The sequence below is a fragment of the Nocardia asteroides genome (genome assembly GCA_019930625.1).
Classification (GTDB): Bacteria; Actinomycetota; Actinomycetes; order Mycobacteriales; family Mycobacteriaceae; genus Nocardia; species Nocardia sputi.
Genome location: CP082844.1, coordinates 303,394 through 323,583, shown reverse-complemented (window position 1 = coordinate 323,583; position 20,190 = coordinate 303,394). Strand labels below are relative to the sequence as shown.

Sequence of the window (20,190 nt, the reverse complement as noted above, 5' to 3'; positions counted from 1 at the left end):
ATCGCTGGGAACTACCGGCCGGTTAAGAACGACTGTGCTCTCTACCATTTCGAGAGTGAGGACAGTGGTTCGTAGTCCGGCAGATTCTGGTGAGGCACTGCTTCGCCGGATGGCCGCACGCCGCCGTCGCGACAACATTGTGGTCGCCGTACTGGCGGTACTCGCCGTGCTCGGCGGCGGCCACGCTGTTCTCAGCGTCTTCGACACCCCCCCGCCTCCGCCGTCGGACGCTTCGACGACGGCAATTGTCGGGCGTGCCCAATTGGCGGGCTCTTTCGCCGAGCAGTTCGTCGTCACCTATCTGACCGCCGTTGCGGGGCAACAGGATCGGATCGGCGAATTCGTGGGCTCCAACCAGCAGATCACCTTGCCTTCGTCCGCGCGTCAAGTGTCCGACCCGTCGGTCGCCTATGTGTCGCGCGTGATGTCGACCGGCGCGGTCGATGTCTGGTCGGTGACGGTCTCGGTGCGAGTCGGCAAAGCCGGCGCCGCCACCGCGCCGGATCATCGGCAGTTCTACCGCGTCGCGGTGTCGGTATCGGATGGGCGGCTTCGTGCGCTGTCGATGCCCGCGGTGGTGCAGCCTCCCGCGAAGGGCGTCGACCTCAAACTTGCCTACGGCTCGCCCTGCGCACCGGACACACCGCTCGGTCAGGTCGCCGCAGGTTTCCTGAGCGCCATGCTGGCAGGCAGCGGCGACGTGGCGCGATACACCACACCGGATGCCGGGCTGGCCGCGCTCAAGCCCGCTCCCTACACCGCCGTCGAGCTGACCTCGCTCACCACGGATGATTCGAGCTGCGGCTCCGGTGGCGCGAAGGCCCAAGTGCTGGCCACCGTCAACCCCAAAGCCGACACCGGCGCCGCCGCGACACTGGCCTACCCGCTCACCATGATCCGCAACGGGGGCCAGTGGCAGGTGGTGTCGATAGATCCGATTCCCGCATTGTCGAGTCCGCTGGCGGTGGTAGTCGGCCAGGATTCCCGCGGCGGAGCGCCGCCCACTTCGACCTCGTCTTCCTCGCCGTCGGTGACTATTCCGCCGGCGACGCAGAACTGATCCGAGAGGCAGCCCGATGGGTAATCTCAGCAACATCCTCTATGGCATCCTTATCTTTGTCCGGTGGGGCGGGATGATCATCATCGCCATCGTCACGATCGGCGTGGTGATCTCCGAGGCAGCGAAATCCAGGCTGTCGCCGGCGCGGATCATCGTCGTCTTCGGCTCGGGGTTGATGGCCGGGGTGGTGATCTGGATTCTGCCCACGACCATCAACTACGCGCGAACGGACGCCAACCTCATCGTCCCCGATCACCCTATCGGCGGGTATCGATGACCCAAGTGATCAAGGTGTTCACGCCGATCAAACGTGTGCCCACGATGATCGGCAAGGCGCAGAACGGGCAGAAACTCCCGTTCGGCCCCTACACCCTGCCCCAGGTCGCCGCCGCCGTGGTGATGATGTCGGTGACCTCGGTGTGCGCGATGGCCTTCCCGGTCAATCCCGCCGTCACCTTCATCGCGGGTCTGGCGATGACCATACTGGCGGTCTTCGTCCTCGGACTCGTGCCGTACACCGGGGTTCGGATGACCTCCCGTGCTCTATGGCTGGGCAGGCTCGTCGTCTACCGCAAGCCCGTATCGGCCTCCGGCATGCCGATCACCGGTGACTCGGCCCGCCACACCATGTTCATCGAGGAGACGGTGGTTCTCTTGCTGCCCGACCGCGTCGACGCGGTGGAGACCCCGGAGCCGAAATCCGGTATCCGGCTGCTCGAGGTGATGAGCGGGGGCGGCAAGGCGACCGACTTGTGGCGGCGACTGAATGGAAACGACGGCAACGGCAGCGATCCAGCCCCCGGAGGAAGCCCCTGATGGCACTCGGACGAGATCTACAGCCCACGGCCGCGATCCGCGGCAATCTCCAGTTCACCCATTCCGGCCTGGTCACCGCCACTTACTTCATCAATCCGCTCGGCTACGGATTGCGCAAGGCGAGCGACAAATATGACGTGAAGATGGCGCACCACTCGCTGATCACGAACTTGCCCAGTGGGTCGCTGCTTTTGGGCATCCAGGCGCGGCTGAACACGATCGACGTGCTCACCAAAATGGTGGAGGGCGTCGACCTGGACGAGTGCGAGGACTACGCCGACGAGGTGGTGGCCTCCTATGAGCGCGTGCATGCGATCATGCCGCAGACCCGCGTCTTCCTGCTCTCGATCCCGGTAGGGACCAGCAACTCCAGCATGTCCGCGTTGTCGCGCCTGTGGCGTGGCAGCACCACCACCATCGATGCGACAGCGATCTCCCGTGCCGACCTGGATGAGTACGACGAGAAGGCGAACCAGATCCTGTCCAGGATCGGCGGAGACTTCGATCCGGTCCCGGTACCCGCGGCGTTGTTCCAATGGTTGTGGGAGCATTATCTTTCCCGCGGCGCGGCCGGAGATCCGGTGGCGCCCACCCGTGCGGGCGCGCTGGACGACGCGACGGCCGCGGTGTTCCGCTCCGCCGCGCTCGACGAGGGGGCCCAAGCCGATAGCAACCGGCGTATCCGGCCGTCGTTCGTCCCTGTGATCAAGGTGGTACAGCCGGATTTCGAGTACCGCCCGTCCTATCAGGCGATGCTGACGCCCCACTCCTTCCCCTACTCGGGCATGACGTTTCCCGGCGGCAGTGAGTTCTTGAACGTGCTCGAAGGTCTCGGGGACGTCACCGTGGACTGGGGAATGCGGATCTCGACCAAGCCCGCCGAACTGGTGCTCAAGAACAACGAACTCAACCTGCGCAGGCTGGGCGAGCAAATGGATCAGCGCGATCAGGAGGTCTCGTTCGCGCAGAACACGCTTGCTTCGAAAGCGCAGATGCTCGGTGAGTACAACCATCATTTCGAAGTCAACGGCGGCGAATCGGAAGTCTCGTTCACCACTGTGATCGCCATCGGCGGCCCCTCGCGCGACGCCACGATGGACGCGGTCAACACCCTCAAGCGTCGGTACAAGCGATTCCAGGTCGACATGACGGCTCCGGTCGGCGCGCAAGTGGACCTCTGGTCGATGCTGATCCCCGGTAGCCCGCCGCGCCGAGCTTTCGACGACTTCGCGCACATCGTCCCCTCGGACATGTGGGCCGCTTTCGTGCCGTTCACCACCAGTCAGATCGGTGACGACAGCGGCCCGGTGATCGGGGTCAACCTGCTGTCGGGGCATTTCGAGCCGATCCACTTCGGCATCATGGAGGCCGCGCTGCACGACCTGTCCGCCTCGTTCGCGGTGACCGGCGAACTCGGCTCGGGGAAGTCGTATTTTCTCAAGCTGATGGCTGTGCTCGTGCACGACATGGGCGGGCAGTTCCTCGCTATCGACCGCAGTCAGGTCGGCGAATGGGAGCATTTCGCGCGGTCGATCGATGACGCGGTCATCATCGACCTGGCCAATCCCACGGTGTCGCTGGACCCGCTACGGTTGTTCAACCCACGGATCGCGGGTGAGCGTGCGCTGGACTCGATCCTTCCGCTGCTGGATCTTTCACCGACCTCGGGCGCGGGCGCAGCGGTGAGCAATCTGTTGTCCGCCAGGGGCATGGCCGAGCACAAGATCAAGAGCCTGCTCGATCTGTTCAACGTCGTACGCCGGTTACGGGAGCACCCCGAACGGGGGGAGGAGTACGCCGATCTCGCCGCACGGCTGAGCACCGTGGTGGAGCGGGTGCCGGTGCTGTTCGACCCCACGCTGCGACCGCTGCGCCTCGACGCCGCCGCGACCGTCGTGCGCAGCCACCACCTGCAACTGCCCACCGCCGAGGAACTGACCACTCCGCACCTGTACAACCGGCTGCCGTTGACCAAGCGGCTCGGTACCGCGCTCTACGAGTTGGTCGGTGTCGCGGCGCGGGAGGCATTCCTCTCCGACAACGGCAGATTCGGCCTGCTGGTCGGCGACGAAGCGCACCATTTCACGCAGACGCAGGTCGGCTCGGCAGTTACGTCGGATTTCAGTCGCGACGGCCGTAAGCATTTGGCCGCGATCGGGCTCGCTTCGCACGACCCGGCCACCGACTTCCAGGGCGCGGCGCACAACCTCATCCCGAACCGGTTCGTCTTCCGTCAGCGCGACGAGACACTGGCGCGCAACAGCTTGGAGTGGCTGGGCGTCGACCTGGACGAAGCTCCCTTCTTGTTGCAGATCCTACGGGAAGAGACCTCGCCTCCGGTCGGACCCGGTCGCCAGATTCCCGAGGAGCGACGAGGCGAGATGTTCATGCGTGACGCACTCAACCGCATCGGTCGGGGCAAAGTTCTCGGTCCGGCGCGTCCGGACCGCGCCGCGGCCATCACCAGCACCCCCACCAGCGTCAGCGGCATGCGATCGGCGCTACCGGAGCGGTCGGTACGTTCATGAGATCGTTGCGTGCCTCGAGCGTTCGAAGAGACCAGCCTTCCTTCGGGATGCCTTGGGAACCACAGTTCTGGGACACCGAGCGTTGGCGGCCGCAGGTGATATTCCGACGGTTCCGGACCTGGGTCGCCGCGTCCCGTCGTCGTCGCCGAATCGCGTGGATCCTCATCGCGCTCTTCCTGCTGTTCGTTTTCCCCGGCTTCATTCACGCGGTGTCCATCGCGCAGAACGGCACACTGGTCCAGACGTCGGCGCCCAACAGTGCGACCAGCTGGATGAACATCAAAGACTCCCAGGGAGTCAATGTTTCGAGCTATACGTTCGTGACCGATCGCGGCGGAGTGCTCAATCCGGGGAATATGCTGCTGTGGGGCCTGTTGATTCTCGTCTTCGTTCCGTGGCTGACGTTGGTGACGGCCGGGCTCTGGCTTCCCGATCAGACGCTGGATTTCCGGTGGATGAACATGTTCAGCGCACCGTTGCGAGGGATGGCCACGAACGTCACGGCCCAGATCGCGACGCCTTTGATGGCGGCGACGGCCGTGTCGATCGGCGCGTTCTTCGTCGGGTATTTCATTGTGCGCGGTTACCATGCCAAGGCCGCGTGGCAAGTCATCATGATGGTGATGGTCGCGATCTTCGGGACGGTCTTCCTGTCCGATCCGCTGTCCAAAGCTCTCTCCGACCACGGAGTGCTGGTACAGGGCCGAGACCTCGGGCTGTCTGTGGCCGCGGGTCTGAACGGGAACAGCAACCCGAACCCGGATCAGTTGCTCAGCACCATGCAGGCGAGCAGGGCGGACAACTTCGCCCGTCTTCCATTGCAGGTGTGGAATTTCGGGCACGTCGTGGACAAGAACCCATCCTGCCGGGCGATGTGGACGGCCGGCATGAGGTCCGGTGACGAAGACCGGGTCAAGAACGGGATGAGGTCGTGCGGCGACAGCACCGCGTATGCCGCGACCCAGAATCCGAGCGTCGGTCAAATCGGAGCCGGGTTGCTGTTGCTGCTGTGCTCGATCATCCTCCTGGCCTTCGCCGCCTACCTGTCCATCAAGATCATGTGGGCGGTCCTCGATCTCGTCTACTACGGATTCATGACGATCTTCGGATTCGCCGCGGGCGGGTACATCTACGGCCCGACGCAGACATTCACCGTCCGTTGCGTGGTGCACGGCTTCATGTCCGCCGCGAAAATGGCTTTCTTCGTGATCTTCCTCGGGTTCTATGAGCTGTTCTTGGGCAGTCTGTTTCGATCGGCGGGCGACTCGATCATGGTGGTCTTCGTCATCGGCGCGGGCGTGGAGGTCATCGCTATCGTTCAGTTGCGCCGCATCAGCAGGAACATCGACGATGCGAACGACTGGGTGGTCAACCGCATCGGGGCGGCGATACAGTCCGGTAATGCCGGACAGGGGGTAGGCGCTGCCGGTGGCAGCCCGCTCGGTATGGGTTTGGGAATGGGCAACGCGGGTGCGGCCAACTCGTTGGCCCCGCTCGCGATGCTCGGCGCGCTGAGCACGATCAACAGCTCGCCGCTCACCGCATGGATCGCAGGCGGCCGCCTCAACCCGTTGAATCCCTTCTCGCGGGTGGATCACCTCGACAAGCGGAACAAGGCGAAGAGCATGAGTACGCGAGACATGAGAGAGGCTGGGCTCGGTAACCTGTACGATCGCGTGTCCGCCGGTGATGTCGCGCGGTCCGGCATCGCCAGGTCTCGATCTCGCCGCGGTAGCGAACGAGCCGCCGCTTTCGCCGCGGAGAACGTCGCGCACGTCACAGGCATGATGGGCGGCGTGCAGTCCGCCCTGCGGATGGCCGGTTTCAGCTGGGGCCGAGGGCAGAAGGCGACCATCGCGCGAGCGGATATCATCCGGCACGCCGATGATGAGCCACTGGCATCCAAGCACCTCGGACGAGTGCTTGCCGCGCACAAGCATTTCGAGCGCGACTACCTGAATCCGGAATGGGCCAGGCCCAGGCTGTACGGGTTGGAAGCCAGCGTCGCGCGGTACCGAGGCGACTACCCCGGCGGTGTCCGCATCTCGGACGACCTGCGCGCGCTCGGCGAGGGCTACATCGATAATCCGACCAAGCAATGGATCCAAACGCTGCAGAACCATGTGGACGGGCCGATCACCGAGGCAGGAGCTGCGAGAATCCGGATGGGCGGTACGGACTTGACTCAGGTGGACGCGGATCGATTGAGGAGCTGGATCGCCAACGAGCACGCGCTGCGGGTGCAAGCGGCCACAGCGTGGGTGGCTGAGGATCCGACCGACTTCGAGCGGATTCGTGTGCTCCGCTCGGAGATCGACAAGGCCACCCAGACCGATCAGTGGCAGGCGCAACGGCATACGACGGGTGTGGTCTCGCTCCCGCAGCCGAACCCGGCGCAGCCGCTTCAGCCGATTCCGAACCACCTGCTGGAGCAGTTCAGGAATGCCCGGAGCCGCTGACCCGCCTCGACATTTCGAATTCCGGACGAGGACTCGGACTACACAGAAAGGTACGCGATGATCGGACGTCTCTGGACGCTCGTGGTGATGCCGTTCTGGATATGGGCAATGCTGGGAGCCGCGAGTGTCGTGTCGGCCGTCCTGGTGGCCTTGGTGGTGATCATCGGCAACACGGCCTCCGCGATCGCCTCCGACCTGCATTATCAGTGCGACAGTGCGGTAGGGCCCGACCCGTCCCTGACCGTGACGCCCACTCGCGCCGCGGCGGCGGTACGGCCGACCGCGCCGAGGACACCGGCGGCGGGGGTGACCACCGCGCCCACCACGAATCCGTACGCCGAACTCACCATCGCACCCGACGACACCAACGCCTCCGATTGGCTGCGTTCCTGCTCCACAGCGATGAGACTCGCGCCGCGCCAGAATGTCCCCCTACTGACCGGCAACTCGGGCATCGGCGCGGAGTGTGCGCGTCAGCTCGCGCTGGCACAGCTGGCGGCGAGTGGGGCCCGCAGCGGCTCCGGTGGCCGTGAGACCGCCGCGGAGTTCACCAGATCGGTGATCTACCACGCCTCGGCCGCGCAAACGACAGGTCGATGCGCGACTACCGAGGGCACGGCGGCGCAGCCGCCGGCCGGAGGTGGTGCGGGGCAATCGAGCGGTGCGGCGCGGCGGGCATGTGGGGAGATCGGCGATGCGGCGGTAGTCGTGCTGCCGAACACCCTCGCGGCACAAGGCGCGTGTGGTCATCGGGTGGATCTCGCCGCGGTATCTCCGGGCGACCTGGTCTTCTGGAATTTTCGGAACAACGCGCCGACCCAGGTAGGCATCGCCGTCAGTGACACACGGCTCGTCACCACCGATGCGCCGACCGGTGAACTCGTCGAGCTGGCCATCCCGAACGCGAACGACGTGCGGGTGAAGCGAGTACTCGGCAGTGGAATGTGATGAGTAAGCGATGCCCCCGACAGACGTAGAGCCCCAGGTAGAGACCGGTGAGGATCCCGAGACGCCGCCGGGACCCGTGACACCGTGGACGCACCGGCCGGATCAGCAGCGGCCGCGACCGGGTGGGATGCCGGGTCAGCCTGGCAGTCCCTCCCCTGGAGCGGGGCAACCCGGATCTCCCGGGCCGGAGCAAACGAGGTCTGGTCAGCCGAATGGTGGCGGGGAGGCCGGGGTTCCGGTTCAGCCGGGTGTGGCTCCTCCGGTTGCTGGTCAGCCTCAATCTGCTCCTGCTCCTGGTCCGGGTGTTCCGGGTCAGTCGCTGCCGGGTCCGGGTGATGTGGTGCCGGGTGGTGTGGTGGCGCCGGGGGTGGGGCAGGCGCCGCCGGTGGGTGCGGGTGGTGAGGGTGGGCCGGAGCCGGGGCCGTTGGTGGATCCGGCGTTGGTGGCGGGTGTGTTGCCGATGGCGGGGATGATGGCGATGGGGATGTTGCCGTTGATCGCGTCGGCGTTGTCGGGGTTGGGTAGTGGTGGTGGGAGTGGTGGGGGTGGGGCTGCGCCGGTGGCGGCGAACGCGGGAGTTGACGGGTCGGGTGTGGCCGGTGGTGGGTTGTCGCCGGAGGCGGTGCGGGCGTTGGAGGTGTTGAAGCAGTTGGAGGGGGTGTATGGGGAGGGGGATCCGTCGGATCCGCGGGTGCGGGAGTTGCAGCAGCAGTTGGGGATTTCGCCGGGTGGTGGGAGTGGTGAGACGGCGCGGGCGGTGCGGGCGAAGCGGTTGTTTCAGCGGAATGCGGCGAAGGCGTTCAATAATGTGGATAACCAGTTGGTGTCGTATATGCGGGGGTTGGCGGGGTCGAACAAGGTCGATAAGAAGGCGATCGTGGGGTTGGTGCGTGAGGTGAATGTGGCGTTGGCGGAGTTGGGGCCGCAGGCGTATACGAAGGCTGGGCAGCAGAAAGTGCATCAGATTTTGACTGCTGCGTTGCGGAAGGCGCATGCGATCGTGTCGGGTGGGCAGGCGAAGTCGGATGATATTGCCGGTGCGATCAATCGGTTGACCAAGCAGTATCTGTACAACATCGCGGGTAGGAATTACACACCACCCAAAACCGGCACCCCCGGAACGGACAACCTCCCCGGAGGCTCGAATCCCCAGCCTGCGGACATCTACCGGTACCTCGTCTCCAAATACGGGCTCACACCCGCGCAGGCGGCGGGGATCGTGGGCAACATGAAGGTCGAGTCGGGCTTCAACACCGGCGCGTACAACGCGCGCGAGGGCGCGATCGGTCTGTGCCAGTGGCTGGGCGGCCGACGGAAGAACCTCGAGCGTTACGCCGCCGCGCAGGGTAAGCCGGTCAGCGACTGGAAGGTCCAGGTCGATTTCATGATGTACGAACTGCGGACCAATGAATCCTCCGCCTACGGATATCTCCGGGGTGCGCAAACGCCCGCTGCCGCGGCGGCGGTGTTCGATCGATATTACGAAAGAAGCGACGGAGCGGCGCGAGGGCAACGTATCGCCTATGCCAACAGTGTCGCGGCCGCCATGCGCAATGTAGCCGTCTAGCTGTTCGCGGCGCTCGAGCCGGTCTCAGGGGATATGCCCGCCTCCGGGAACGTGCTGTGTGAGAAAGCCTCGGAAACTGGGCTAAGCTCCGGATACGTTGCGGGAGAGGGCCTCAGCGCGAGGCCCTCCGTGGGGTGCGTGCACAGCGCGACACGTGACATGGGCCAGCGAATCGACGGAGGTTGCCACACCGATGTCAGGGGCCGCCGATACCTGCCGCACCGGCATTCACGCTGCCGAGCTCGCGGTTCCGCGCTTGCTCAGTGCCCAGGTCGGTACGGAGTACTGATGGCGCCGACGAACCGAACCCCTTCGGAGCCGGAATCCGACGATCCCACCGGTACACGTGACTTCCGGGCGACCACCACGTCGTCACCTCGGCGTCCGGTCAAGTCGTCGGCGAGGGGAGGAACGGCTCCGGCAGCGCCGCCGCTGACCGGTGCGCCCGCGTCGACGGCGCCCGCCGCTGCGGCGCAGCCACGAAGCCAGAATCATCCTGCGGCCATCGAAAACTCCTCCACTGCTTCCGGATCGGGAGCAGCGCCGCGCTCGGATGCATTCGCCGGGGCAGGCGCGTCTACGCCGATGGCGGCTGCGGCGATGGGTGCACTCGCGGCTATTGCGGTCCAATACGGTGACGGAGCGCCGACCGCGACGACAGGGCAGGCGTACGCGCCGCCAGACATCCCGGCTGGTCGGCCGAGCGGGCCCGTAGTGTGGGACGGCGCGCTGGGCTCTCAGTACGCAATGAGCAATCAGAACCGGGCACGGCACGGCGACGCGACGCAGTCGATGAACGCCGAGCTCGAACGCATCCTCGGCGGCGCGGTCGACAGCACCACGCACGGACGGGCTGCGATCGGAGCGATAATCGCCGAGGTGAACACGGCTCTGACCGCGCTGGGCACCATCCAGGACGCCGCCGCGAGCAGGCAGCTGGTCATCTCCACCTTGGACACCGCCCTACAGCGCGCTGGAACCGTCCTCGGTCAGGGGCAGGCATCCGCCGTGTTCACCGCGGCGCGGGTGGCCGCCCTCGCCGATAACTACCTGCGGGAATCGGGTCCCGTCCGGCCGCGCAGGCCACGCGGCGCGACACACCCGGGAACACGCGGTCCCAGCGGCGGCCCGCCGCGCACGCGGCCGTCGGGGCAACAGGGGCAGTGGATCAACGAAGCGCTGCATGTGTTGCGGCAGCACGGCTACGACACGCGTCAGATCGATCCGGCCGATATCGCGGCAATCATCCAGCACGAGTCCGGTGGAAATCCGAACGCGATCAATCTCTGGGACAGCAACGCCGCGGCCGGGATCCCGTCCAAAGGTCTTATGCAGACCATCGATCCGACGTTCAACGCGTATTCCCTTCCGGGACACAAGGATATTTGGAACCCGGTGGACAACATCGTCGCCGGCGTGCGCTATGCCATCGAACGCTATGGGTCGGTGAGCAATGTGCCGGGTATTGTCCAGATGCGCGGCGGAGGTTCGTACGTGGGGTATTGAGGTCGGTTGTGAGCCGAGCTCGTTCCGGAGTAGGCCCGCACGGGCAGCGGTTCGCTTCCGAGATCCGAGTCAGTGCTGCGCAGTGGTCATTTGTTCAATTCAATTGCTGCAGTGTGAAACTCGCGCTTTGAAGTTCTTTCCTGTTCACTGCCCGGGAATTCCGGAAGATGTCCGAAAGATGAACAGAGCGTTGCGCTAAGAGGTTGATGCGCAACAATTGTTGCGCCATGCTGGAGTCCATGGTCGCGCGTTCCCCGCGAAGCCGGTCGGCACGACCGGAACGCGAATCGGATGATCTGGAAGGTCGCTGTCCCGGCGGCGTCGCCGCGTGGGCGCGCGCCCGGCTCGGTGATCGGTCTCGTCGCCGCCGAGTCGCGGGGCTTCTCGTGATCCTCGTCGCCTTCGTCGCCTTTCCCGGTCTGCTGGGCGCGGTCGCATCGGCCCAGAACACAGCCGCCACGGCGGGGACTTCCCAGGTCGATGGCCTCAGCTGGATGAATATCCGCGACTCTTCAGGTGTTCCGCTGTCCAGCTACACCTTCGCCACCGATCGAGGGGGTCCACTCGATCCAGGTGCCACCATTCTGTGGGCGATTCTCGGGCTGGAGTTCATCGGCTACCTGGCCCTCGTGACGTCGGCCATCTGGCTGATCGGCTACGCGCTGAGCTTCCGTTGGATGGACTGGTTCGCAACGGCGCTGCGGGGGGTAGGCGACGCTCTGACCGGCCAGATCGCGACGCCGGTCGTGCTGGTGACCGCGGCGGCCATCGGCGCGTTCTTCGTCGGCTGGTTCATCGTGCGCGGATACCACGCCAAGGCCGCGGTGCAGGTCGTGACGATGGTGACGGTCGCGGTGCTCGGCCCGGTTTTCCTAGCCGAGCCGCTTTCGGAGGTGCTGTCCTCGCACGGCCTGCTGGCGCAGGGCCGTGATCTGGGCATCGCGGTGGCCGCGGGATTGCACGGCAACGAAAGCCCGAACCCGTCCCAGTTGCTCCCGACGATGCAGGAGACGCTGGCCGACGATTTCGCGCGGCGTCCGCTGCAGGTGTGGAACTTCGGGCATGTCCTGGATGAGAACCCGTCGTGCAGCGCCGCGTGGTCGGCGGGCGTCCGGTCCGGTGACGACGACCGCGTGCGCAACGGCCTGAAGAGCTGCGGTGACGCGGCCGCCTACGCCAAGGCCAGTAATCCGAGCATGGGCCAGGTGGCCACCGGGTTACTGCTGCTGCTGTGCGGCGGCATCCTGCTGCTGTTCGCGGCGTATCTCGGCATCAGGGTCATGAAGGCGGCGATGGACGCGATCTACCACTGTTTCATGACGATCTTCGGATTCGCCGCGGGTGGCTTCGTGTACGGGCCGACGCAGACGTTTCTGGTCCGCAATATCGTGGATGGATTCATCGCCGCCGCGCGCATGGCCGCCTACACCATCTTTCTCGGCATTTATGTCCTGTTCCTCGGCAACCTCTTCCAGCAGGCCCGTGGGCAGGTCATGGCAGTGATCATCGTCGCGGGCGCCGTCGAGATCATCGGGATCTCCCAGCTTCGCAAACTCGATCTGAGCCTGAGCAGCGGAAACGATTGGGTGGCGAACCGATTTGCCTCGGCTGTCCAAGGACCGCCGCCCGGCGGCGGAGGAGGGGCGGCAACGGCACTCGGCATGGGTGGTGCGCAGGCCGCAGGCGCGATGCGCGGTCGCGGGTTGGTCGCCGGGATGTCCGCGCTGAACACGATCAACATGTCGCCGATGACCGCCTGGCTGCTTGCGGCCACCCCGAACCCGTTGAGCCCGCTCTCCCGCCGGAAGAAGCGGAAGGAACTCGACAGTTTCGTCACCTCCCCGATGCTGCGGCAGATGCACGAGTACAACAATGCCGCTCGGGCGAACTGGCGCTTCAAAGCCGCTGGACGGTTGCAGGGCGTGGACGGCGGAATCAACTCCGCCCTCGGGGTCGCGAATGTACTCGACGGGCTCGGCGACAGCAAGGTGCCGGACTCGATGATCGCGCCGATACTGCGCGCGATGAACGCCACTGATCAGCAGGTGGTCGACGCCCAGCGTGCGGCGGCGGTGCAGAAGGCCAGTATGTCGCAGAATCCGTTCGGCTTCGCGCCGTTGCAGAAAGCCGTCGCCGCGGCCCGTGCCGTGGAGAGCCACGTAGGCATCCCAGCGCATCCCGCGTTCGCGGCGCAGGCGGTGGTGGCGGCCGACAACTTCGTGCGCCACTCTATCGCGCCGATGAACGCGGTACCCGACAATCATCCGTTCGTGCAGCGGGTGATGGCGGCAGTAGACGATGAACAGCGACTCGGAACGATCACACCCGACGATTGGCGCGCCGCCGGGCGAGACGTGCGCCAGCACATCGGGCGACAACTGGCGCTGCAGCATCAGGACGCCGCACAGAACTATTTCAACGACCAGAGCGAGGCCAACCGGCGGCTGCTGATGCGGTCGACCAGGAGGATATCCAACCTCGACAGTTTCGACCCGGACGCGGGGCCGGACCCATGGGATCCCTAGGTGCAGGTGTGTGCAGACTGACAATATTCGCCGATCGGTGGTGTGGACGAAGCCGTCGCGGGCAATATCGAACGAATGGATCGGCAGAGCGCCCACGTGGCTTTCCGGTAGGGCACACGTGGCCAGCGAGGCACCCAGCAGTTACCGGGAATTGCGTGGGCTGTTGCAACAGCGATTTCCTGATCTCGCCGAGGGGCAGCAGCGGATCGCCCGGCTGGTGCTCGACGACCCGGAGGGCACCGCTTTTCGCAGCATCGGCGAGAGCGCGCAGTTGGCCGGGGTGCATCGGTCGTCGCTGGTGCGGTTCGCGACCATGCTCGGTCTGTCGGGATACCCGGACCTGGTCCGGCTCTGCCGCAGGCAGCTCGCCGCCGAAGCGAACGTGCATCGTGAGCGCGCCGCCGAACCGACCTCACGTGACCAGTTCCTCAGCACCGTGTTAGAACACGACACCGCCAATGTGGCACGTGCGTTCGACCGGATCGATCGGGACGACTGGGAGCGGGCGGTACACGCGGTGATTTCAGCCGAGACGGTGCATGTGGTGGGCTTGCGTGTCTCGCTGTCGGTGGCCTATCAGGTGGCCTATCTGTTGCGAGCGATCCGGCCGGGGGTCAGGCAAATCAAGGCCGCCGCAGGCCTTTTCGTCGATGAATTGGGCGACATCGGTGCGGGCGACACCCTGGTCGCGGTATCCATTCACCGGTACGCGCGCGACACGGTGCAGGCGGTGGAATGGGCCCGCGGACGTGGCGCGACCACCATCGCTTTCACGGATGGGCCGTCTTCGCCGCTGGCGCGTATCGCCGATCTGACCTTCTATGCCGAGACAGGCGGGCTGTCGGATCTGCCTTCCCTGACTGCGCTCACCTCGGTGGCGCAGGCGTTGGCTTTCGCCGTCGAGCGTCGGCTGGGTTCCGATCGGCGCTCGGAACTCGCTCCGGATGAGAAACTCTTGGCGGAGTTCTCCGTGTATGAAGATCATCGCGCGAGAGGTGTCTGATCCCGCGTCATCCCAGTAGTGACCGTCGGCGGCCGCTGGACTCGGTGGGCGGCGCGGAAATCTCGGCCGCTCGACTGAAGGCCGGCGCGGGTGAGTCAGCCTGGTGGGTGGACGACGCCGACCATGCCGCTGGCGCCGAGGTTGTAGGTTCGCCGGCGTACCGCATCACTGGAGTTGCCCTCGATGGTGGTGATGGTGTTGCCATTACGCGCCACCACCATGCCGATGTGACCGCCGCCGTTGAGAATCACGAGGTCACCGGGTCGCGCGCTGGATGAGCTGCCGGCGAGGCCCATACGTTGCGCATCGGACCAGATGCTTCGCACATGATTCTTGTTGGACCAAGGCACGTTGATACCCGCTTGCCTCCAGGCCCAGGTGGCGAAAGAGGCACACCATGCGTCGTTGATGTTGTACGGCCGGTTCACGCGATCCTCGGCGTACTCGCTGACGCCGAGTTCGCCGGCGGCGATCTGGATCGCCCGCTGCACGGCCGAGGACGCCGCGGGGGTGCCGGTTTTGGGTGGTGTGTAATTCCTACCCGCGATGTTGTACAGATACTGCTTGGTCAACCGATTGATCGCACCGGCAATATCATCCGACTTCGCCTGCCCACCCGACACGATCGCATGCGCCTTCCGCAACGCAGCAGTCAAAATCTGATGCACTTTCTGCTGCCCAGCCTTCGTATACGCCTGCGGCCCCAACTCCGCCAACGCCACATTCACCTCACGCACCAACCCCACGATCGCCTTCTTATCGACCTTGTTCGACCCCGCCAACCCCCGCATATACGACACCAACTGGTTATCCACATTATTGAACGCCTTCGCCGCATTCCGCTGAAACAACCGCTTCGCCCGCACCGCCCGCGCCGTCTCACCACTCCCACCACCCGGCGAAATCCCCAACTGCTGCTGCAACTCCCGCACCCGCGGATCCGACGGATCCCCCTCCCCATACACCCCCTCCAACTGCTTCAACACCTCCAACGCCCGCACCGCCTCCGGCGACAACCCACCACCGGCCACACCCGACCCGTCAACTCCCGCGTTCGCCGCCACCGGCGCAGCCCCACCCCCACCACTCCCACCACCACTACCCAACCCCGACAACGCCGACGCGATCAACGGCAACATCCCCATCGCCATCATCCCCGCCATCGGCAACACACCCGCCACCAACGCCGGATCCACCAACGGCCCCGGCTCCGGCCCACCCTCACCACCCGCACCCACCGGCGGCGCCTGCCCCACCCCCGGCGCCACCACACCACCCGGCACCACATCACCCGGACCCGGCAGCGACTGACCCGGAACACCCGGACCAGGAGCAGGAGCAGATTGAGGCTGACCAGCAACCGGAGGAGCCACACCCGGCTGAACCGGAACCGACTGAGAAGGACCTGGCGATCCGGATTGGCCCGGCTGCCCGGCGCCATTGGAGGAACCGGGCGCCGGAGCACCCGATTGGCCCGGCACAGGCGGACCGCCTGGTTGTCCCGGTATGGCGGTAGCCGGCTGTGGCCGTCGCTGATCCGGTCGGCTCGACCACGGCGTCACCGGCGCGGGCCGCTGAGCTTCAGCCGTGCCCGGCTCTTTCGCTTCTACCTCGACCTCGGGAGGCCAGATTTCAGCAGAGGTCATGACCTTCCCCCGGTCGTCGGTGCCATCGGCAGGTGGAACCACGCCCGAACCGGAGGTTCCACCCACAGGTGGCAGAGGTGCATCCGACCCATCCTCTTGGTTGCTGTCAACTGATAGGCAGCCTGGTCGATTCGCGCCTGTCAGTGTAAAGGGATTGGGACCAGCCTCCCCGGTTCTGCCAACGCCGTGCTTCCCGTAGTTGGGAAGCCTCGACAATGAAGACGTCGAAAGTAGGTCTCACTCATGGTCGGTCGTTGGCATGCGTCGCTCCCGTTCGGCGATGAGTTCGATCGAGAGGCGGACTCAGCCGTGGTGAGGCTCGAACCTTGCGCGCCTTCGGCCCACCGGTTGGTGCCGGCCGCAATGGGGGTAACCGACGACCAGGCGTCTGGCCGGCCGGTCGGCCGGGGACCGGCGCTCGCTCTAGCAACCGGGAGGTGATCTCATGAGCTTCTTCGGTATCTCATGGGGAGATGTCGGAAAGTTCGCGTTGACCACCGGCGCCACCTTTGTTGGTGGCGCGGTCGGGTCGGTGCTCCTTCCTGGCGTCGGGACTGCGGCGGGCGCTGCCTTGTTCGCGGGACTAACGGAAGCGGCCATAACCGGGGCCGAGGGCGGCAGCTTCGGTGAAGCGGTGACCAATGGCGCTCAAACCGGCGCCTTTGCCTTGCTGGGAGGCGGTATCGGTGGCGCCATCCGCGGCGGATTCGCGACGATGGGTGGGCAGAATCTGGCGCGGCGGGCGCTTTCGGGAGCGGTGAATCCGAGTATTCGTAACCCGGCAAATCGCATGGCCTTTGGAGATGCATGGAATGCGAGAGGTGCGTCGCTGAATGCGGCCCGCGGTTGGTTGGGCGGGGCGAGCGTGGGCGCCGGCATTGCGGGCGGGCAGCATAAGGCTGTGCCTCCTGCGCCGATGACGGGGATCGTTGGGGGGGTGGGCACGCTTCCAACCAAGGTTTTGAATGAATTGACGCAGTTCACCCGCTGAGGAGCAGTTCTGTGGAGATGCACCCAATGCTGATGCCCGATCGGCAGGCGATCGCGAACGGCAACTATCCTCGTGAACTTGTTTATTCTGAATTCACCGAGTCCATCTTCAAGGATCTGTGGAACAACTTCGATGATATTTACAAGAGTTTCGGCAAGAATGCCACGGAAGATCCCCCTGCCGCACCGCAGGTGCCGCAGGTCGCCCCGAGTGGCGCAATCGGGAGTTTTCAGGACTATGCAATAGTCGCGGTGAAACTCCGGAATGCGTGGACCACGCTCCACACTTCCAGCAGTAATCTGGTGACCTCGGTGCGAGAGTCCAAGAAGTGGTCCAATCGCGGGCAGGTAGCAATCAATTCGGTGATCGATACAAAAATCGTTGCGTTGGCGCCGACCGTCCCACCTCAGGGAATACGTATCGATGACTACATCTGGAACTGGGTTGCCGACGCGGGCAGCAGCGCGGCTACCGAGGTAGACAAGGTAAGTGAAGGTCAGCGCGGGGTTGCGGGAACAATCGACGACCAGACCAAAATGATCGAAGACCTGAAGAAGCAGATCAAGGATCTGGAGGCAGCGCAGAAGAATCCGGCGTTGAATCCGCCGCCTATCGACACGTGGACGCCCGGCATACAGCAGCCTCCGAATCCCCCGAGCACGGACAGTCTCCTCCCGCCCGGCCTGGATGGCTTGGACGGTTTGGATAATCCGGACAACTCCGGTTTGACGCCACCCGACTTGGGTGACCCCGGTACGGACCTTCCCGGCGTGAACACGCCCGGTGGGGTCGACGGCATCGGTAACATCCCTGGCGCGACACCCACGACGCCTATCCCGCCGTCGACCCCGGCCACGTCGCCGATGGGCTCGGGCATGGACATGATGAGTTCGATGCTGCCGATGATGATGCAGCAGGCGATGATGCGGAACATGGCCGACCAGGACTTGAACAATCGGCGGGCCGAACTGGATCCGCACCGCTTCGACGACGAACTCGCTCCGGTGCCTCCGCCGCCGGTCACCGCGCCGGTTACGGCACAGCCCGCCACCGTGCAGCCCGCCACAACGGCTCCGGCGACCCAGCACAGCGGAGCACCCGCCGGCACAGCGCCTTCCACACAACCCGCGGTGGCGCCCGGCCGGACACCGGAGGCGGACGGCAGCGTGATCTACACCTTCCCCGACGGTCGCACGCAAAAGGTGTCCGCTATGGTCGCGCAAGCGCTCGACGCGGCGTTCGGCAACGCCAGCGGCACCGACGCCCAGAAGGCCTACGAGAAGACACCGGCGAAGTGGTCGGACAAGAAGCAGATCGGCGATCGCGTCGATCCCTACCAGCTGATGACCGGCGACGTCGCCACGTGGGACAAGGGCACCGCGATCCTCGTGGTGTTCGGTTCCGAGGAGGGTGGCACGCTGGAGGCCGTCATCAACGGCGAGCTGAAACCGTTCACACCGGAGATGTCCGACAGTGGCGGGGAATTCGGTCAGTTCTCCGGGTTCGTACACCCGAAGGGCATCGAGCTGACCGCGCCGGCGGACAAGGGCGCGCCCCCCGTGACGCCGGGCGCGGCCGATCAGCCCGCGAACGCGGCAATGCCGGTTGTCGCGGCGGGCTGATCGCGCGAGAAGTGCGAGAGGCGGCAGATGAGGAGAGGAGGTCGCGATGGCGCTGAATGTGGATCCGCAGGAACTCGTCGCTGCGGCGTCGAAACTCGCTGCGGTGGCGCGCGATACCGGGATGGCGCTGCCCGGCGGATGGGTCGTGCCCGCGGGGGCTGATCCGATTTCGGCCGCCGCGGTGCCCCAGCTCAATGCGCAGGCCGCGTCGTTGCTCAACGGATTGGCCGGTGTGCTCACCGATGTCCAGCGCACCGCGTTCAACATCGGCGCGGCGGCCGCCGACTACACTGCCGCCGACGACCGTGGAGCCCGGGAGATCAACGGCAGCGGTGGCGAACTCGTCGCCAATCCGGTGGGCGAAGTACAGGAACTGGGGCAGCGGCGGCCGCCTGCGATGCGGTTTCCCGTCGCGGGCGGCGCCGTCGACCCGTTGACCTTCGCCCAGCAGCTGCACTCCGGACCTGGGCCCGGTGCGGCGAAGGGTTTCGCGGACGCGCTGCGCAAGTTCGCCCTCGGCCCCCACCTTGCGGCCGTCGATGGTGTGGACTCCGCGGCCAAGGCGATGCAGCATTGGGAACCGGTCGGCGCCGCGGCGGCCGCCGAACTCGGCCAGCGCCGCGGGTGGCTGGACCAGCTCGGCACCGGTATCGGGCTGCTGGCCGACGGAATCGACACCTACAGCAACGCATTCCGGACGGCCAAAGCGAAACACCCGACACCGGAGGAGATCATCGCCGCGCGCAAGGAGCTCATAAAGGCGATGCGCTCCAAGAACGAACTCGGCATCCAGGCCGCTCTGGCGAAGTTCAACGAACAGAACGCTCGCTCGGCGGAGACGATCACCGGCTATTCGACCGAGGTCGGCTCGAAGGTCGGTGCTGGCGAGGGCGCCGCTGAAGCCGCTGGTAAGGGCAACGGCAGCGGTGACACCAGCGCGCTGACCCAGATGCTGCCGGCCCTGATGAGCGCTATGGCCTCGGCCGGAATGCCGTTGAGCCAGCTCGGGCAGCAGGATACGTCGCAGGCCTACGACGACTACGGCCTCGACGAATACGGCTACGACAACCTGGGCATCCCGAGCGGACTCGGCGCGGGCAGCCCGAGTGGGATGCCCGCAGGCAGCCCCGGCGCCGGCATCCCGGATGTCGAGGCCGCAACCATCCAGGCCAGCGCCTTGCCGGTGGCCGCGGCGGCCAGCCTGGGTTCGGGCATGCCGCGCACCTCGGTGATCGAACCCCTCGCCGCGTCGTCGGGCGCCAATGCCGCCGCCGCCCGCGGCGGTGCACCGATGATGCCGTACATGCCGATGGCGCCGGGCATGGGCAACGGAGCCGGTGGCAACAACGACCGCAATCGTGTCGTGGCGTGGCATCCCGACCGCTTGATGTACGTGGACGACACACCGCACACCGAAGCGGTGATCGGTGAACGGCCGACCATAGCCCCGACCGTGACTCCGCCGACGCCCGCGCCGAGCAACCAGACCCCTTCTCAACCCGGAGGTAACGCATGAGTG

Annotated in this window: 13 protein-coding genes and 1 pseudogene; 13 read left to right on the top strand and 1 reads right to left on the bottom strand. The window is 65.7% G+C overall.

All coding sequences use genetic code 11. The features are described 5' to 3' along the window. Window positions 1–109: 109 nt before the first annotated feature. The 10 genes and pseudogenes from K8O92_01475 to K8O92_01430 all read left to right on the top strand — a co-directional run bounded on the left by K8O92_01475 (window position 110) and on the right by K8O92_01430 (window position 14,412). Window positions 110–1,060, top strand: a complete 951-nt coding sequence (locus K8O92_01475) for a conjugal transfer protein (protein ID UAK35372.1) — start codon at window positions 110–112, stop codon at window positions 1,058–1,060. A gap of 16 nt (window positions 1,061–1,076) precedes the next feature. Beyond that, window positions 1,077–1,337 carry a hypothetical protein gene (locus K8O92_01470; GenBank protein UAK32731.1) on the top strand — a complete coding sequence of 87 codons (261 nt, stop codon included), beginning with the start codon at window positions 1,077–1,079 and terminating at the stop codon, window positions 1,335–1,337. Further along, a pseudogene (locus K8O92_01465) lies at window positions 1,334–1,726 on the top strand (hypothetical protein). Before K8O92_01470 ends, K8O92_01465 begins: the two are co-directional and overlap by 4 nt. A gap of 149 nt (window positions 1,727–1,875) precedes the next feature. Further along, a complete protein-coding gene (locus K8O92_01460; GenBank protein ID UAK32730.1) occupies window positions 1,876–4,404 on the top strand; it encodes an ATP-binding protein in 2,529 nt (842 codons plus the stop codon). A gap of 47 nt (window positions 4,405–4,451) precedes the next feature. Beyond that, a complete protein-coding gene (locus K8O92_01455) occupies window positions 4,452–6,863 on the top strand; it encodes a hypothetical protein (protein ID UAK32729.1) in 2,412 nt (803 codons plus the stop codon). Between the two features lie 57 nt (window positions 6,864–6,920). After that, complete coding sequence (locus tag K8O92_01450) at window positions 6,921–7,811, top strand: hypothetical protein (GenBank protein UAK32728.1); 891 nt, start codon at window positions 6,921–6,923, stop codon at window positions 7,809–7,811. A 439-nt stretch (window positions 7,812–8,250) separates the two neighbouring features. Beyond that, window positions 8,251–9,378 carry a DUF4226 domain-containing protein gene (locus K8O92_01445; GenBank protein ID UAK32727.1) on the top strand — a complete coding sequence of 376 codons (1,128 nt, stop codon included), beginning with the start codon at window positions 8,251–8,253 and terminating at the stop codon, window positions 9,376–9,378. A 585-nt stretch (window positions 9,379–9,963) separates the two neighbouring features. Further along, on the top strand, window positions 9,964–10,884 hold the full coding sequence (locus tag K8O92_01440; protein ID UAK32726.1) for a transglycosylase SLT domain-containing protein: 921 nt from the start codon (window positions 9,964–9,966) through the stop codon (window positions 10,882–10,884). A 227-nt stretch (window positions 10,885–11,111) separates the two neighbouring features. Next, window positions 11,112–13,409 (top strand): hypothetical protein, encoded by a 2,298-nt coding sequence (locus K8O92_01435; protein UAK32725.1) that lies wholly within the window; start codon window positions 11,112–11,114, stop codon window positions 13,407–13,409. A gap of 118 nt (window positions 13,410–13,527) precedes the next feature. Further along, entirely contained in the window at window positions 13,528–14,412 is an 885-nt protein-coding gene (locus K8O92_01430; GenBank protein UAK32724.1) for a MurR/RpiR family transcriptional regulator, read from the top strand. Window positions 14,413–14,507: 95 nt separating this feature from the next. Here the strand turns inward: K8O92_01430 and K8O92_01425 are convergent, their stop codons facing one another. Further along, window positions 14,508–15,611, bottom strand: coding sequence for a DUF4226 domain-containing protein (locus K8O92_01425; GenBank protein UAK32723.1), 1,104 nt, complete (start codon window positions 15,609–15,611; stop codon window positions 14,508–14,510). Window positions 15,612–16,503: 892 nt separating this feature from the next. On the opposite strand from K8O92_01425, the gene K8O92_01420 reads away from it, so the two are divergent. From K8O92_01420 to K8O92_01410, 3 genes are read left to right on the top strand one after another with little or no spacing between them, the layout of a single operon-like run. Continuing rightward, window positions 16,504–17,049, top strand: a complete 546-nt coding sequence (locus K8O92_01420; GenBank protein UAK32722.1) for a hypothetical protein — start codon at window positions 16,504–16,506, stop codon at window positions 17,047–17,049. A gap of 11 nt (window positions 17,050–17,060) precedes the next feature. Further along, on the top strand, window positions 17,061–18,671 hold the full coding sequence (locus K8O92_01415; protein UAK32721.1) for a hypothetical protein: 1,611 nt from the start codon (window positions 17,061–17,063) through the stop codon (window positions 18,669–18,671). Between the two features lie 46 nt (window positions 18,672–18,717). Continuing rightward, complete coding sequence (locus K8O92_01410) at window positions 18,718–20,187, top strand: PPE domain-containing protein (protein ID UAK32720.1); 1,470 nt, start codon at window positions 18,718–18,720, stop codon at window positions 20,185–20,187. Window positions 20,188–20,190: the final 3 nt, after the last annotated feature.